The sequence below is a fragment of the Paenibacillus oralis genome, assembly GCF_003863965.1.
GTDB classification, from domain to species: Bacteria; Bacillota; Bacilli; order Paenibacillales; family Paenibacillaceae; genus Fontibacillus; species Fontibacillus oralis.
Map to the genome: position 1 here is coordinate 5,431,374 of NZ_RRCN01000001.1, position 16,358 is coordinate 5,447,731.

General features: G+C 52.3%; 13 protein-coding genes. 11 read left to right on the forward strand and 2 right to left on the reverse strand.

Annotated elements, in window-relative coordinates; genetic code table 11:
- Positions 1 to 28: 28 nt before the first annotated feature.
- The 4 genes from EHV15_RS24220 (at position 29) to EHV15_RS24235 (ending at position 4,908) form a co-directional block, all read left to right on the forward strand.
- Complete coding sequence (locus EHV15_RS24220; protein WP_128633483.1) at positions 29 to 2,062, forward strand: glycoside hydrolase family 43 protein; 2,034 nt, start codon at positions 29 to 31, stop codon at positions 2,060 to 2,062.
- 261 nt (positions 2,063 to 2,323) lie between these two features.
- Positions 2,324 to 3,586: a M20/M25/M40 family metallo-hydrolase gene (locus EHV15_RS24225; protein WP_128633484.1), complete on the forward strand. Its 1,263-nt coding sequence runs from the start codon at positions 2,324 to 2,326 to the stop codon at positions 3,584 to 3,586.
- 45 nt (positions 3,587 to 3,631) lie between these two features.
- On the forward strand, positions 3,632 to 4,429 hold the full coding sequence (locus tag EHV15_RS24230; RefSeq protein ID WP_128633485.1) for a DUF3100 domain-containing protein: 798 nt from the start codon (positions 3,632 to 3,634) through the stop codon (positions 4,427 to 4,429).
- Positions 4,426 to 4,908 carry a hypothetical protein gene (locus EHV15_RS24235; RefSeq protein WP_128633486.1) on the forward strand — a complete coding sequence of 161 codons (483 nt, stop codon included), beginning with the start codon at positions 4,426 to 4,428 and terminating at the stop codon, positions 4,906 to 4,908. Before EHV15_RS24230 ends, EHV15_RS24235 begins: the two co-directional genes overlap by 4 nt.
- A gap of 335 nt (positions 4,909 to 5,243) precedes the next feature.
- On the opposite strand, the gene EHV15_RS24240 is transcribed toward EHV15_RS24235, so the two are convergent.
- Together EHV15_RS24240 and EHV15_RS24245 are read right to left on the reverse strand one after the other, a co-directional pair.
- The gene (locus tag EHV15_RS24240) at positions 5,244 to 5,492 is read right to left on the reverse strand and encodes a hypothetical protein (RefSeq protein WP_128633487.1); all 249 of its coding nucleotides are present in this window, start codon (positions 5,490 to 5,492) and stop codon (positions 5,244 to 5,246) included.
- Positions 5,493 to 5,588: 96 nt separating this feature from the next.
- The gene (locus tag EHV15_RS24245; RefSeq protein ID WP_128633488.1) at positions 5,589 to 6,434 is read right to left on the reverse strand and encodes a serine/threonine-protein kinase; all 846 of its coding nucleotides are present in this window, start codon (positions 6,432 to 6,434) and stop codon (positions 5,589 to 5,591) included.
- 157 nt (positions 6,435 to 6,591) lie between these two features.
- Between EHV15_RS24245 and EHV15_RS24250 the strand changes: the two genes are divergently transcribed.
- The 7 genes from EHV15_RS24250 to EHV15_RS24280 all read left to right on the forward strand — a co-directional run bounded on the left by EHV15_RS24250 (position 6,592) and on the right by EHV15_RS24280 (position 16,338).
- Positions 6,592 to 8,979, forward strand: a complete 2,388-nt coding sequence (locus EHV15_RS24250) for a polyprenyl synthetase family protein (RefSeq protein WP_128633489.1) — start codon at positions 6,592 to 6,594, stop codon at positions 8,977 to 8,979.
- A 111-nt stretch (positions 8,980 to 9,090) separates the two neighbouring features.
- Positions 9,091 to 10,263: a radical SAM/SPASM domain-containing protein gene (locus tag EHV15_RS24255; protein ID WP_128633490.1), complete on the forward strand. Its 1,173-nt coding sequence runs from the start codon at positions 9,091 to 9,093 to the stop codon at positions 10,261 to 10,263.
- Between the two features lie 28 nt (positions 10,264 to 10,291).
- Positions 10,292 to 11,314, forward strand: coding sequence for a radical SAM/SPASM domain-containing protein (locus tag EHV15_RS24260; RefSeq protein ID WP_128633491.1), 1,023 nt, complete (start codon positions 10,292 to 10,294; stop codon positions 11,312 to 11,314).
- On the forward strand, positions 11,315 to 12,304 hold the full coding sequence (gene ahbB / locus EHV15_RS24265; RefSeq protein WP_128633492.1) for a siroheme decarboxylase subunit beta: 990 nt from the start codon (positions 11,315 to 11,317) through the stop codon (positions 12,302 to 12,304).
- A gap of 97 nt (positions 12,305 to 12,401) precedes the next feature.
- Positions 12,402 to 13,901, forward strand: a complete 1,500-nt coding sequence (locus tag EHV15_RS24270) for a beta-N-acetylhexosaminidase (RefSeq protein WP_128633493.1) — start codon at positions 12,402 to 12,404, stop codon at positions 13,899 to 13,901.
- Positions 13,902 to 14,133: 232 nt separating this feature from the next.
- Positions 14,134 to 15,237, forward strand: coding sequence for an IS200/IS605 family element RNA-guided endonuclease TnpB (gene tnpB, locus EHV15_RS24275; RefSeq protein ID WP_128633494.1), 1,104 nt, complete (start codon positions 14,134 to 14,136; stop codon positions 15,235 to 15,237).
- Between the two features lie 426 nt (positions 15,238 to 15,663).
- Entirely contained in the window at positions 15,664 to 16,338 is a 675-nt protein-coding gene (locus EHV15_RS24280; protein ID WP_128633495.1) for an HAD family hydrolase, read from the forward strand.
- The last annotated feature ends 20 nt before the right edge of the window (positions 16,339 to 16,358 follow it).

The following is a 16,358-nucleotide window of genomic DNA, read 5'->3' on the forward strand; positions in this document are numbered from 1 at the left end:
ACTATTTTGAGGAGGGATTTATTGATTTATGTTAAAACGCTTCTGCAAACCGCTTTTGCTTTGCCTTGTGGCGGCTCTGGGGTTCGTTCATTTCGCCCCGCTGCCGAGCGCTTCGGCCGAGTCCAAATCAACGGGGGTGAGCACGGTGAGAACATCGTTTACGCCGAATCAAATCTGGGCGGATACGAGCGGTAATCCGATCGACGCCCATGGCGCCGGGGTGATGTTCGATGAAAAGACGCAGAAATATTATTGGTACGGCGAATACCATCAAGGCGCTTGGCCGGCTGCAGGCGTACGCGTCTATTCTTCGGCGGATCTGCTCAACTGGAAAGACGAAGGCATGGCGCTGAGAATGGTGAAATCGCTGGACGATTTTACCGATGACCCGCTGATTTCCGAGCTGTACGAAGGCCGCACGGATACCTACAATGTCTGGGCGGACATTCGCGTCGGCCGCATCATCGAAAGACCCAAGGTGATCTACAACGAAAAAACGCAAAAATACGTGATGTGGGCCCATATCGACGGGGACAAAAATCCGGAAAACAACGCGCAAAACTACGGGAAGGCGCAGGCCGGATACGCGATCAGCGATTCGCCGACAGGGCCGTTCGTTTACCAACGCAGCTACCGCATGGATCAATGCCCGTCGGATCAGGTCGATTACCAGCCCGGCAACCCGGGCATGGCGCGGGATATGAATCTGTTTAAAGACGATGACGGCACGGCTTACCTGATTTATTCCAGCGAAGAGAACCGGACGATGTATATTTCCAAGCTGCTCGACGATTATTCGGACGTGGTCGGCTGGCATAAAGACGGGAATGTGGACGAACACGGCAATCCTGTCCGTGATACGACCTATAAAGGTGTTTACGGGGAAGATTATGTGCGGGTATTCCCTGGAGGATTACGCGAAGCGCCCGCGGTGTTCAAATATAACGGCAAATACTACCTGCTGACCTCAGGAGCAACCGGATGGTCCCCCAACGAAAATATGTTTAGCGTCGCCGATCATATTTTTGGACCCTGGTCCGCGCTGAAAAATCCTTTTGTCCGCACCTCGTCAAGCGACCCGGACCCGGCCAAGGCTTTTAATTCGCAAACGACAAACGTGATTCCGGTTGATCCCGAACGCGGCAAGTTCATTTACATGGGCGACAACTGGAACGGCGGCAATTTTTCCGCGAACGGCGGCGCCAAGTACGTCTGGCTGCCGATCGAATTCGGCCAGGGGACGGACATTTCGATCAAATGGTACGGCAGCTGGACGCCGGATGTATTGGATCGGATGGGCGGTGTGGAAGCCGAGGTCGATTTGCCGCAGGTGATCGAAACCGGTACGCTCCTCAACCTGCCGAGCGAAATCGAGGTGACACCGCACGCCGCATCGGCGTCCGTAACAACGCCGGTCGTGTGGACCGTGGGAGGCCAGCCGCTGGCTGACGATACGTTTGCGCTGCCGGGCATCTATACGCTGCAGGCCATGCTGCCGGAGTTTGGCGGTAAGACGCTGCAGTTCAGCCTATACGCGGTCCCGGCCCAAACGATATATTTCGTGAACAGCGGCGGTCAGAAGACGAGCGATTACCTGCTAATGGCCGCTTATCTTGAACCGGCGCTGCTCAACAAAGACACGCCGGACCAGGCATACGACGCCGGCGATCCCGTGCCTTGGGGGTATGTCGGGACAGTGTCGAGGCCGGCCGGTGCGGAGAGCGGGGATATTTTTACGACCCTCCGGTACTTGAATGGGGGCAATGTCGTCAATTCTCCCGCCGGCACCGATTTGACTTATAAATTTACGGTCGAGAACGGAACCTACACGGTTTACACCGGTTTTAACGATATCTGGCGGAACGGCACGCGCAAAGCGGATTTATATATTAACGGGAAAAAGAAAACGGCGATCACATTCACCTCTAACCGGGTGTACAGCCATGGCGTGGACGTGACGGACGGAACGATCGAGATCACGGTGCGCAACACGGCGGCGCAGGATCCGTTGATCAACTTGATCATGATCGCCCGCGATACGCTACCTGCGGGGCCGAATTAAAGGAAAGCAGCGGACCTGGAACCGGTCATCATTCAAACAGCAGAACCTCCGAAGCGTGTTGGAGGTTCTGCTGTTTTTCCTTTCGGGGAACGCATAAACGGAAAGGGTAAATGAAAGGATATCACTGGTTTGCTGAATTTTTCAGAACGCGCTGACCATAATAAGGTATGAGATTTTTTTCAACAAATATTGACACAATTCGCTGCATTCAAATAAGATTTAATTTATGTTTATACAAATTGGATGTGGAGGTGAAACGAAATGTTTTTCAAACAACAGTATGAAACGATTTCCCAAATCGGCCGGACGATCTTCGACCATCCTGAGCTGGGTTACAAGGAATTCTCAACAAGCGCATTGGTGTCGGATTATTTACGAAAGGTGAACCCGGACGCTGCACTGGAAACCTTTAGCACCACCGGTATAAAAACGACGCTCGGATCAGGCAAACCGTTACACATCGCGTTTATCGCCGAGTTGGACGCCGTGTACGCGCCAACTCACTGGCGGGCGGACAAGGAAACCGGAGCGGCGCATAACTGCGGCCACTATACACAAGTTGCCATCGCGCTCGCTCTATACAACTATTTCTTTACGACAAAAGCGTATGAGGCGTATGATTATACACTGTCGTTCGTTTTTGTGCCTGCCGAAGAATACCTTGATCTGGCTTACCGGGAAGAGCTGCTGAAGCAGGGCAAAATCTCTTATTATGGCGGCAAACCGGAAGCGATGAAGCTGGGCGTTTTTGACGGCATCGATATCGGTATCTGCGTACATGCCATGGGCGGGGAATACCCGCGGCGGACGATTGAGATCAATTGTGATTTGGCTGGATTCTTGTACAAGAAGTACAGCTTTAAGGGCAAGGCGAGCCATGCCGGCTTTGATCCGTTTTCGGGAAAAAACGCGTACAGCATGTCCACGCTGTTCAACGTGGCGCTTGGCTTATGCCGCCAGCAGCTGAAAGACGCGGAAAAAGTGCGCATGAACCCGATCGTGATGTCCTCGGATATGTCCACCAACGTTATTCCGAACCAGATTACGGTCGGTACGGATCTGCGGACCCAAACCGTCGAATACATGACCGAAGTGGCCGCGAAAATGGACGATGCCGCCAAAGGCAGCGCGCTGGCGTTGCAGGGCGAGGTCGCAATCGAGACGCAGATGGGGTATTTGCCGTTTGTGCAGGACCGGTATTTATCGGAATTCGTGCTGGAAGCGTTCCGCGAAACCGGGGAGATCAGCGATTGCCTGAACAATAACGCGATCAGCGCGGCCGGCGACATCGGCGATTTGTCCTTTATGATCCCCTGCATTCAAATCGGATACAGCGGTTTTACGGGAACGATCCATGGGGACGACTTTAAGGACATCGACCCGGAATTCATTTATGGCGTGTTCCCCGAATTTTTGACCCGGGTGTTTGACCGCATGAACGGGCGCATCGACCGCAGCAAGCTGTACCGCCGTTCTTTCGCCGATTACGAGAAGCTGCTGGCTTCCATTTTGACGCCCTCTTAAGGCGCGGGTGGAACGGAAATGACGAAAACTACTGAGGAGAGACCCATGAAGCCGAAGTTAAACTTTATCTATCTGCTTATTTTTGTACTGCTGGTAATCACCGTTTCCGAGTGGATCGGAATCCAGTCGATTCCGGTCGGCTCCGTGCGCATTAGTTTGCTGCCGCTCGTTTTTGCGATCCTGATTACGATGATTTTGGGTTTGGCCATATTCCGCAAAGGGTTTATGAAAAAAGTCTACAGCAAAGAAAACGTGGATTTTGCCGGCAAATACCTGATCTTTATCATGCTGCCGCTCATGGCTAGATACGGAGCCGACATCGCTCCGAAAATCCATGAGATTATGCAGGTTGGCTGGGTATTTATTCTGCAGGAAATCGGCAACTTGGGGACCGTCCTGCTGGGCTTGCCGGTGGCCATTTGGATCGGCCTGCGGCGCGAAGCCATCGGGGCCACGCTCGGTATCGGGCGGGAAGGCGAACTGGCCTACATCTCCGAGAAGTATACGCTGGATTCCGACGAAGGCCGGGGCGTGTTGTCCCTGTATATCATCGGAACCCTGTTCGGCACGTTGTTCTTCAGCATCATTGCACCGCTGATGAGCGCGGCCGGCTTCTCCATCGAAGCGTTGGCCATGTCTTCCGGGGTAGGCTCCGCAAGCATGATGACCGGGGCATCCTCCGCGCTGATCGCGGGTGCGCCCGAGCGAGCCGACACGATCACCGCGTATGCGTCCGCCAGCCAGCTGTTAACCAGTTTCCTCGGCACGTACACGATGGTGTTTTTGGCGGTGCCGCTGCAGCGTTTTATGTACAAACTGTTGGTTAGGGGGAGAGCGAAATGACGAGCAGCTTAAACAAATACGTCAAATACGCTTTGGTGCTCCTGCTTAGCGTGGCGCTGATCCTGTTCACGGAACAGGTCAAATATTGGAGAAATCCGGAATCCGGGTCCATCTCCTGGGATACGATCGGCGGGCTTGCCGTGCTGTGGCTGTTTTCCTTCATCGGCATCCTCATCTCGGCGGCCATGAAGAAGGTGCCGGTCAAATTTTTGCAGGAATTCCCGGTGCTCGGCTGGGTGTCGATCACTTCGCTCATCTTTTGCCTTAGCTCCGATGTGTTCGTAAACGCGATTCAAGCGGTGAATTTCCTGGCCATCACGACGCCGATCCTGACGTTCGCGGGCATTTCCGTGGCCAACCGGCTGGTGGATCTGCGCAAAACGTCCTGGCGTGTCGCCATCGTCGCCATTTTCGTCTTCACGGGAACGTATCTGGGCAGCGCTATTGTATCGGAAATCGGTTTGGCCTTTACCCGCTAAATTGCCGTGGATATAAAGCGGCGGTTAACCTTGGACCTGGTGTTTTTGCGGGTCGCGGTTGGCCGCCGCTTTTTTTAATCTAACCGTTACGCGGGCCACCGCGAAATTAGCGGTATAAAAGGGCGTTATTTACGTCAAGACAGGGGGTTCATCGCAAATAGAGGAAAATTTTGTCGCTATTTTCGGCAGATGAGGGCGAAACTCCCCTTTTTTTCAAGTCTGGAATAAAATAGAGACCAAAAGTTCCGCTATTCACGGACGAGGGATCGAAAATCAAAAATAACGCCTAAAATTACCGCTATCTGGCCGCATTTTGACGTAGACGTACATCACCGTTAGCTTGAGCTGTGTCTTCTGGACTTGTAGTAGTCGTGTCCCATGCGGCCGTGTCGGCGCTTGTAATCCGAAGAGGAGCCGAACGGGCGGGCGTGTCCGTAACTGCTGCTGTAACGTTTTCCGTAGTGCCTCCCCGCGCTGCTGCTGTATCGTTTTCCGTGATGCCTATCCGAACTGCTGTAGCGCCGCCTTCGGTGAGAATCATGAGACATCGAATGCAGGATCTTATCGATGAATCTTCTTAACATCGTAATCACTCTCCTTATTTGTAATCATTATTGTTATTTTATTCGGATATTAACATAAAGGAGACGGCACATTCAAATCCGCATGCATCGGAAGGTTTATTGGAGTTTGGTAAGGTGGCTCAGCGACTCCAGCTCTTTCATGAAATCAGCGGAACCCGAATAGGGCTCCCGCAGTTCCAGCAAACGTTCGATGACCGTTTTCAGCTCGCCGGAGAGCGCCAGCTCGTCTTGCCAGCTTCGCTCCTCCGATGGACCGCTGTTTTTTTCCGGCTCGTACGCAGAGTAGAGGAGAAATAGCATAAAATGGCCGATGTCCAGCAAATCGGAGGAAACCTCCGCCGCTTTAAACTGCCTTGAAGCCGTACCATGCCGGCCGAACCCGTTCCGCACGGGAAAATGGTCCGGCGCCGGTTCGCCTATTTTTCTGGCCAAGCCAAAGTCAATGAGATAGATTTCACCATCTTTCACCAGAACGTTGGGAATGCGCAAATCCAAATGGACATATCCTTTTTCGTGGGTGTACATAATGAGCTCCAAAAGCTGCCGCGTAATCCGTACGCATTCCCGCTCTCCGTACTTATAGTCCAGCCCAAAGATCAGATCTTCGAACGTATCGCCCTGCAAAAAAGACATTGCCAAATACGCGTTGCCCTTGCCGGTAAACCATTCGATGAATGCGGGAAATCGCGGATGCGGCAACGCCTTCAGAATCATCGCTTCCCTTTCCAGCAAGCGTTTGGCATAGGGGCCTTTGCTTGGTCTGGCCTGCTTGACGGCGACCAGGCTGCCGCTGGCCCGGTCTACGCATTTATAGGTTAAACCGTAGCTGCCCTGGCCGACGATTTCTTGTACGACATACCGGTTGCCGAGCACTGTGCCCGCCGCAACCGGATAATCCCGCCATGCGGCATAAAACGAGCTCAGGAATGAAATGAAACGCATTCATGTTCCCCCATTTCTCCTTTACATATGGTTGACGCCGTTTACTGTAACATTTGTTATAGTAAATGGGGATGACTTTATTTGCAACGTAATGATAGTTTGCTACGTAATCATAAATTACAACGTATCATAGAATAGACAAAACGAGGTAGGCGTTATGAACATTGAACTTATTGAGGTTGCGGGCGCTTCGTACCAAAGGGCCGAGGAGCGGGCGGCCGAATATTTTGCCGCGCTGAAGGCGCAGGTCCTTGAACGGAGTTATGTTTCCGGTTTAATTGAAGATATTGGGCAGTGGAAAAGAAGGCATATTCATCGCGCCCCGCTGCCGTTTCTTTTTGCCAAGACACGAAAGAGGCCCGATCCCTCCGATGTCCAAACCTATTTGAGGTGGCTGAACCGGTCGGACAAACTGGACGCTTATTTGGAACGCAGCGTGTCCTATATCTATTTGCGCGATCTAGGCAAAGATTTGAACGATCCTCGTACGCGAAAGCGGATGGAGCATTTCCTGGCAGACTTGAAAAAACATCTTCTTCGTCCCGCAGAATCCGCAAAGGGAAACCTGCCCGAACTGATTAGCCTCAGGTCGTTTTACCGCTGGGCCCAAAAGGAAGGTGTGGAGACTGCCGCCATCTGGCTCATCGATAAAATCAAAAGCGTGTCCGCCCATCTTCCTAAGGAAATGAATGCGGAGGAAGCCCAGCGGAAGCTGATCAAAATTATCCTTGGCGTCGTATTGCACGCCTTGGACGAAATCAGCGAAGAAGCCCCGGCCGCAAAGCGGGCGCAAATCCTGGAGGCGGCGATCAAGTCGGGTTATTATTACGGACTGACTTATCCTTTTATCGATGACCTGCTTGATTCCGAGGCGCTGAACGCGGACGAAAAGGAGCGGTATTCCCGGATGATCCGCGCCGCGCTGATCAGCGGGACCGTACCTGAACCAGGGGAATGGAGCGGCGGGCAGCGCGAATTGATGCGCTACGTGTACACGGAGCTTCGCGAAGCTTACGAGTACATTAAAAGCCGTCAACCCGCGGAAGCCCAGCGGACGTTTTTCGACCAATCCTATGTTTTCTTTCATGCCCAGCATGTGGACAGGGTGAAGGAGCTTGCGCATGCGGATTATTCCAACGAGGAACTATATTTGCCAATTATACTTAAGTCCTCTTCGTCGCGGCTGATTGTCCGTTCCGTGATCGGGGCCCCGCAGGACGAGGGTTTTGACCGGCGGGTGTTTTATTACGGCTTGTACAACCAGTTGGCCGACGATTTCGCCGACCTGTCCGAAGATATGGAGCGCGGCGCGGTAACGCCTTACACCTATTATTATAAATACCGCCATCAACGCCCGGATTTGATCAATCCTTTCGAATTATACTGGGCGGTCATCTTTCATTTGATCCATCATGTCTACCGCTCGGATGCGGCAGTGCGCGAAATCCTGCTCGACCGGGCCATCAATGGGCTTAAGCGGTATCGGAAACGCGCCGGTCAAGCGAAGTACGAAGAAGTGCTGGAGATTTTTTCCACGGGCAGTCCGGAATTGAACCGGTTCATAGAGCGCATGGTGCACAAAGCGGAAGACGTGGATTTCTTGGATAAACTGCTGCGGGACCAACTGCTCGCCGTCATGAATCGCCATCGCAGCGAACAGGAGCAATTTGCCGAAATCATCCATACGGCCCGCCTGGCCATTAATAAACGGTTGCCGATCTCTAAACCGGGAGCCGCCGCTCTACCGATGCAGGAGCTGCTGATCGAAACGGCCAACTACAGCCTGGAAGGCAGCGGCAAACGGCTGCGGCCGATCTTCACCTGGGTGATGGGCGTCAAGGAGTACGGGCTGCCGGATGCGCAGCTTACGCCGCTGTTCAGAGCGCTCGAATATATGCATACCGCTTCCTTGATTTTCGACGACCTGCCGTCCCAGGACAACTCGTCCACGCGCCGAGGGAGGCCCACCCTGCACCGGGTTCATAACAGCGCGATCGCGGAGTTGACGGGGATATTCCTGATCCAGAAAGCGATTGAGGAGGTTTCTTCCCTCGAAGGCTTCCCGAGCGGGGCCGTGCTCGCTTTGCTAAGGTACATGTCGCAAAAGGCCGGCGAAATTTGCATGGGACAGGCGATGGACCTTAGCTCCAGAGGCAAGGCGCTGACCTTGGAGGAACTGAACCGGAATTGCTTTTACAAAACCGGCATCGCTTTTGAGGTATCGCTGGTGGCTCCGGCCATTTTGGCCGGAGCGGGCGAAGCGGAGATGGACGTTCTGAAAACCTACTCCTATCACGCGGGGATCGCTTTTCAAATTAAGGATGATTTGCTGGATTGGGAAGGCGACTTGCAGCGGTTGGGCAAACCGACCGGCAAGGATCAGGAGAACGAGAACTCCACGTTTGTGACGATCCTCGGCCAGGAAGGCGCCAGAAAGCAAATGTGGGAACATTACTGCCTGGCCGACGAAGCTTTGAAGGAGCTGCCGCGGGGCACTGTTTTTTTGAGACACTTACTGCATTTCATCGTGGGCAGGGATCGCTAGGCTATGGCCTGGCGGCCGGCCCATGAATTATATTGTGTGAATTTTCACATACTTTGTTTATAATAATTTCGGATGGATAAATTTACTATCACAGAGAAAGAGAGGAATGAAATGATCAATGTGACGAAACTGCTCACCGGCATGCAGAGCGAGGGGGATCATCTCCGCTATGACATCACGCCGGGAGACAAACCGCATGGCGTTTCGGCCGGCAAAGGGCCGGTTGTGGTCTGGAACGCGACGCGCTCCTGCAATTTAAGCTGCAAGCATTGCTACGCGGATGCCCGGGCGGCCAAGGAACCGGATGAGCTTTCCACGGCCGAAGCCAAAGCGTTTATCGACGACTTGGCTTCGTTTCAGGTGCCTGTGCTGCTTTTTTCCGGGGGAGAACCCTTGGTCCGCAAAGATATTTTGGAGCTGATCTCTTATGCGGCCGGCAAGGGACTGCGTCCGGTCGTATCCACGAACGGCACGCTGATTACTCCCGAGAAAGCGAGGCTGCTGAAGGAGTCCGGGGTCAAATATGTGGGCATCAGCCTCGATGGCCTGGAGGAGCGCCATGATTTGTTCCGCGGCCGGAAGGGAGCTTTTGCCCAGTCGTTGGCTGGTTTGCGCAACTGCCTGTCCGTCGGGCAAAAAGTGGGCGTGCGGTTTACGATCAGCAAGCATACATATCCCGATTTGGATGGGGTGCTCGATTTGATCGACCAGGAGAACATCCCGCGCGCCTGCTTCTATCATCTCGTATATTCCGGTAGAGGAAGCACGCTGCAGACGGAGGATGTCACCCGCGAACAATCGCGGCGGGCGCTGGACAAGATCATCGCCAAAACGCTGGATTTGCACCGGAAAGGGAAACAGACAGAGCTGCTTACCGTAGATAACCATGCGGACGGGGTTTATTTGTATCAATGGATGAGGGAGCATGACCCGGAGCGGGCTCCACTTTTGCTCGGGCTGCTGCGGCGAAACGGCGGCAACCGTTCCGGGGTGGCGATCGGCTGCGTCGATTGGCATGGGCGTATTTATCCGGACCAATTCACCCGGCACCTGGAGATTGGCAACCTTCGAACGCAGCAGTTCAGCGAAGTTTGGCGGGAAGCGGCCCACCCCGTTATGGCCGGACTGCGGGACCGGAAACCGCTGCTGAAAGGGCGGTGCACGGCGTGTGCTTGGCTGGATTTGTGCAACGGCAACTTCCGGGCAAGAGCGTCGGCCACCGGCGATTTCTGGGCGGCCGATCCTTCCTGTTATTTAAGCGATCGTGAAATCGGGATCGTATAAAGCCATCGTATAAAAAGGAGATAACGCCATGCTCGTATCCTGGAATGTGACCAGAAGATGCAATCTTTATTGTGAACATTGCTATCGCGATTCCGGACCGGAGTCGCCGACGGAGGGCGAACTGACGACGGAGGAAGGGCGCCGGCTGATAGATCAGATCAAGGAGGCGGGATTCCGGATGCTTATTTTCAGCGGCGGCGAACCGCTGACCCGCGGCGATCTTTGCGAGCTGATCGCTTACGCGGCGGGGCGTGGGCTGCGCGCCGCGCTGGGCAGCAATGGCACGCTTCTTGACAGCGCCAAAGCCGCCGAGCTGAAAGAAGCCGGTCTGGCGGGCATCGCCATCAGCATTGACAGCGCTTCTCCCGCCTACCACAACCGCTTCCGAAAGGCGTCCGACGGGTGGGAGCGGGCGGTGCTGGGGATACGTTACGCGCGTGAAGCCGGGCTCAAGGTTCAGATCAATATGACGCTGACCTCCGAAAATATGGACGATTTCGAACGGGTGGCCGCATTGGCGGAGGAGTTGGACGTTTCCTCCCTGCATCCGTTTTTTCTCGTCCCGACCGGCCGCGGCATTTACATCGAAGAAAATGCGTTAAAGCGCGAACAATATTTCACCGCATTAAAAAACGTCCTGGCGAAGCGAAAGACGACCTCGGTTGAAATCAAGCCGACCTGCGCCCCGCAATTTATGCCTTTGGCCAAAAGCATGGGGCTTAACCTGCGCTACACGCGCGGCTGCCTGGCCGGCGTCGCCTATTGCTCCATCCTGCCGAACGGCGAGGTGCATATTTGCCCGTACCTGCCGGTCAAGGTCGGCGATGTGCGCGAGCGGCCGTTTCACGAGATTTGGGAAACCAGCCCGGCGTTTCAGGACTTAAGGAATTTCGAGAAATATGAAGGATCTTGCGGGGCGTGCCGGAATGTCGGGATTTGCGGAGGCTGCCGGGCCAGATCGTATTTTTACAGCGGCGGCAATTATTTGGCGGAGGAGCCATGGTGTCATAAAAGACCGGCTGCAAGAGCGGCGGGCGGGAGGGAAGTTTAAATGGAGCTGGATGCGCAGGATCGGTCTCTCCTGAACCGGCTGCAGACCCGTATTCCTCTGACGGCCGAGCCTTGGCAAGCGGTTGGCGAAGAGCTGGGGCTGAAGCCGGGAGAAGTGCTGGAACGGCTAAAGGGACTTAAGGAGCAAGGAGTTATTCGGCGGATTGGCGGCGTTTTCAACCCGGCGGGTCTGGGGTACGCGGGAAGGCTTTATGCCATGGAGGTGGAGGAGAGCCGCTTTTATCAGGCCGCCGCCGTCGTCAACGGCTTTAAAGGGGTTACCCACAATTACCGCAGGCGGCATCGGCTGAATATGTGGTTTACGTTATCGGCACGGTCGGAGGAAGAGCGCGAGGCGATTCTCGGGCCGATTCGTAAAGCAGCGGGTTATGCGCGGCTGTACGAATTTCCGTCCGAGCAGGTGTTTAAATTGAACGTGTTTTTGAATATGGAGGGGAACGCCGAAAAGAGCAGCCCTCCGCTGCCAGGCAGCCAGGAGCGCGTGAGCCTTTCGCCGCGGCGGGCTTGCGAGACCGATGAACTGGATCTGCGGATCATTCGCGAGCTGCAGGGCGATATGCCGCTGTTGCCAGACCCTTTTGCCGAGGTGGCGGACCGGGCTGGCTGCGGCCGAGATGACGTATTGATCCGGCTGGAGAGGCTGCAGGCCACAGGGGTTCTGAAGCGGGTTGCCGCCGTTTTGCGGCACAGGGTGGCCGGTTTTTCCGCCAATGGTTTGTTTGTTGCGGTTCTGCCGCAGGAAAAAATCCGCGAAGCCGGTCAAAGGTTAGCTGGGTTCAAAGAGGTCAGCCATTGCTATCAGCGCCGTTCCTACCCGGATTGGCCGTATAATTTATATGCGATGATTCACGCCTCCGAGGAAGCGGAAGTGCAGCGCGTTGTCAGGGAGTTTGTCGAAGAAGCGGCGATTGAGGCCTACGATATTCTATTCAGTACGGAAGAGTTAAAAAAAACAAGCTGGTCCCTGTGATTTTTGAGGAAATTGCAGGCCTGCGGGCAGCAGCTGTGTTAATATGGAGAGAGGTTTAAGTGCCATTTCGGAATAAAACCAATGATGAGGTGAGCTAATGGAAACTCAGCATGGAATGGGAAGTCTTTTTCCGAGCGTGCAGCAGTTTACAACAGCGTCCGAACAACGGTGGAAGCCGGCCGCTGCCTCCAAAATTCTCATTATTCCCAATGCAAAATCCTCCGGCAATCCGCGGCTTGACGATACGGTGTCGCTGCTTCAGTCGGAGTTTGCGGCTAAACGGCTGCCGACCGAAAACAAGCTGCCGGTTCAATATGGAGCTATCGGCGACGCCGCCCCCGGCGATTTGGTCATCGAACTTGCCGAACCGCCGGAAACAAGCAATCCGGAGGGCTACACGATCGACATTGGCAGTTTTGTTAAAATCACGGCTTCTGGCGAGCGAGCGGTCATGTACGGCGGGCGAACCATGCTGCAGCAGCTGCTGCGGAAGGGCTATCTGCCTTGCGGCAAGGCCGTCGACTACCCGGCGGTGCAAGAACGGGCACTGCATGTGGATATGGGGAGAAAGTTTTTTACAGCCGAATGGATCGTGGCAAGAATTAAGGAAATGTCCTGGCTGAAGTTAAACGCGCTGCAGTTGCATTTTTCGGAAAACGAAGGTTTTACGCTGCGGAGCGACCGCCATCCGGAAGTCATGTCGCCGGAATATTTGACGAAAGAGCAAGTGCGGGAGATCGTCCGGGTGGCGGAACGTTATCACGTCACGCTGATCCCTTCCCTGGATTCGCCGGGCCACCTGGGTTACGCGCTGCGGAATCATCCGGACTGGCTGTTGAAAGATACGAACGGTGTTCCGGCCAAGGGAGCGCTGGATATTACGAATCCGCACGCCAGAGCGTTTGTGCTGGATTTGATTGACGAGTATGCGGAACTGTTTCAGGCCAGCCCTTATTTCCATATCGGCGGCGACGAATTTATCGATTTTGAAAAGTTTGGAGCGTATCCGCAGTTGGAGGCGTATGCTCGGGAGACGTTGGGCATCCAAGGCGGAACAGGCGTTGATACGTATATCGACTATATTAACGACATCGCCGATCATCTGGAGCGGAAGGGCTTTGTCGTGCGGGCGTGGAACGACGGATTATACCGCGCCGATCAGACGGAACGCGCCGCGCTCAAGTCTACCATTCAAATCGCCTATTGGACCAAATGGCATCGCAATATGGCCAGGGTGGAAGCTTTTATGGACAAAGGCCATGACTTATTGAATTATAACGATTCGTATTTCTACTATGTGCTGGGGGAAAATGCCGGCTACAAATATCCAAAGGGAGAAAAGATCTACGACAGCTGGCATCCCGGTGTGTTCCCCAGAGTGAGCGAGGCGGAAGGGCAGGAGTACGCGCGGCCATACCCCGACGCATTGATCGGCTGCTCATTCGCCATTTGGAGCGACAAACCGTCGGCGCAGACCGAAGCTGAAGTGAGCGCGGGTATCGCCGAACCGCTGCGGGCCATGGCCGAAAAATCATGGCTGGCGGAGAAACGCTACGGCAGTTATGAGGAGTTTAAGTCGGCGTTTACATTTTTATAAATATCGGATCGGTGATCCCTACTTTTTTTGATTACAAGTTTTCGCATACTCGCGACTTTAGTCATGAGTAAGAAAACTTCGGTTCAGGCATGTCATTTGACATGTCAATAAAGCGACATGGTTGTTACGTATGGTAAAATTATTATGGTGATGAATCATCCTATTTTGTTGCTATGGTGAGCGAACATACAAAACCAAAAGTATGTTCAAGATCAGAAAGTGAAGTGAGAGCATGCTTATCCATAAAGCCTATAAATTTCGCATTTATCCGAACAAAGATCAGGCTGTTCTCATCAACAAGACGATCGGCTGTTCCCGTTTTGTATTTAACCACTTTTTGGGATTATGGAATGAAGCTTACCGCAGCACAGGAAAAGGATTGTCGTATGCTGCATGTTCAGCCGAACTAACGAAATTGAAGCAAGAACTCGAATGGTTAAAAGAACCGGACAAATTTTCTTTGCAAAATGCCTTGAAAAATCTGGCGGATTCGTTTAACCGGTTTTTTAAGAAACAGACTGACGCACCGAGATTTAAGAGTAAAAAGAATCCTGTACAGTCTTATCAGACCAACTATACCAATGGCAATATTTCGATCATAGGCAACAAGATGAAACTCCCTAAATTAGGGTTAGTAAGGTTTGCCAAGTCAAAAGAAGTAGAAGGTCGTATATTGCATGTGACGATTAGGCGTAATCCTTCAGGCAAATACTTTGTTTCGCTGCTAGTGGAAACCGACATAGAGTCCCTGCCAAAAACAAATCAAGAAGTTGGAATTGACTTAGGAATAAAAGATTTCGCGGTATTATCCAGCGGTGAAGTGTTTGAGAATCCGAAATTCCTGCGGAAGATGGAACACAAACTCATTCGAGAACAGCGGATTCTTTCCAGACGGGTGAAAGGTTCATCGGGCTGGAATAAACAACGAGTGAAGGTCGTCCGAATCCATGAATGCATTGCCAACTGCCGAACAGACTACCTGCAAAAGCTTTCAACGCATATTGTCAAAAACCACGACATGATTGCGATTGAAGATTTGCAGGTGTCTAACCTGATGAAAAACCACAATCTGGCCAAAGCGATTGGTGAAGTGTCCTGGTATCAATTTAGAACGATGCTTGAATATAAGGCAAAGTGGTATGGGCGAATGGTTGTTGCCGTAGGCCGAACCTTCGCCTCTTCTCAGTTCTGTTCGTGTTGTGGTTACCAAAATAAAGAAGTTAAAGACCTTCATATTCGGGAGTGGATATGTCCGGCCTGCCAAACCCGCCATGATCGGGATATCAATGCAAGCAAAAACATCCTTGCCGAAGGCAAGAGACTCCTATCTGCATAATTGCAGGAACCGCAGGAACTTCGGGGATAGCTTGGTGGCACATTACGTGCTAATTCTGTTCAGCAGAACGGACTACCCAAGAATCTCGTGGCTTTAGCCATGAGAGGTTCAAAGAAGTAGGGATTTTTATTCAAACAAGAACGCCCGACTGTTGGCCTTCGAAATAGCGGAATTTTATGTACTTATCATCCGAAGCAAGGCATGTTTATCTCCATTAGCGACATTTTTTGTCCTTATTTTCCTATGAATGGTCCTGAACGTGGGCATTTCCTTGCGATCCGAGAAAATAACGACATAAATTTCCGCTAATGCTCTCAAATGGACGGATACCGCTAGAATAACGACATTTTTTGTCCTTATGTTTTTCGTTGGAATGTAATGATAGTGACGCGGACAACAATCTTCTTTTCTAAGGAATGATAAAAAATGAAACCGTTTGAAGTCGTTAGTCTGGATATGTTCCAAACTTTAGTGAATGTGGATTCCAGAATCGAGCAGATATGGAAGCCGATATTAGTGAATACCTATACGCATGAAGCTGCAGACGAGTGCGGGCGTTTATTATTAAATTATTTTTTCGAGCATTGGGAACAGATGAAAGAAACGAAACTATTTTTCTTAATGAGCGATGTATATGAACGCAGTTTCGGAAGCTTATTCCGGCAAATGAACATGACGTACGAGGCAGCGGCAGCCCTTAAAATATTATTTGAGGAACACACACGCTCGGAATTATATGAAGACACGTCCGGTTTCTTAAATAAAATTTTGCCAAACTATAAGGTTTGTATCGTTAGTGATGCGGACGAGGCGATGATCCCGGAATTTTATAAGGAATACGGGATGCGGATTCTGACTTCCGAACATTATCGGTCTTATAAAAATGACGAAAACAATACCATGTTTAAAGAATTGCTTCAAATTTATGATACGGATCCGGACAAAGTTATTCATATCGGAGATTCGGTTTCCGATGTCGTAGGGGCAAAGCGGGAAGGCATAAAAGCATGCTGGTTGAACCGGAATAAGCGCGTTTGGAATCACGAAATTGAACCGGACTATGTCATAGAATCATTAAGCGATTTAGAAGTCATACTGTAATTCATCCGTGAAAGGAAGGT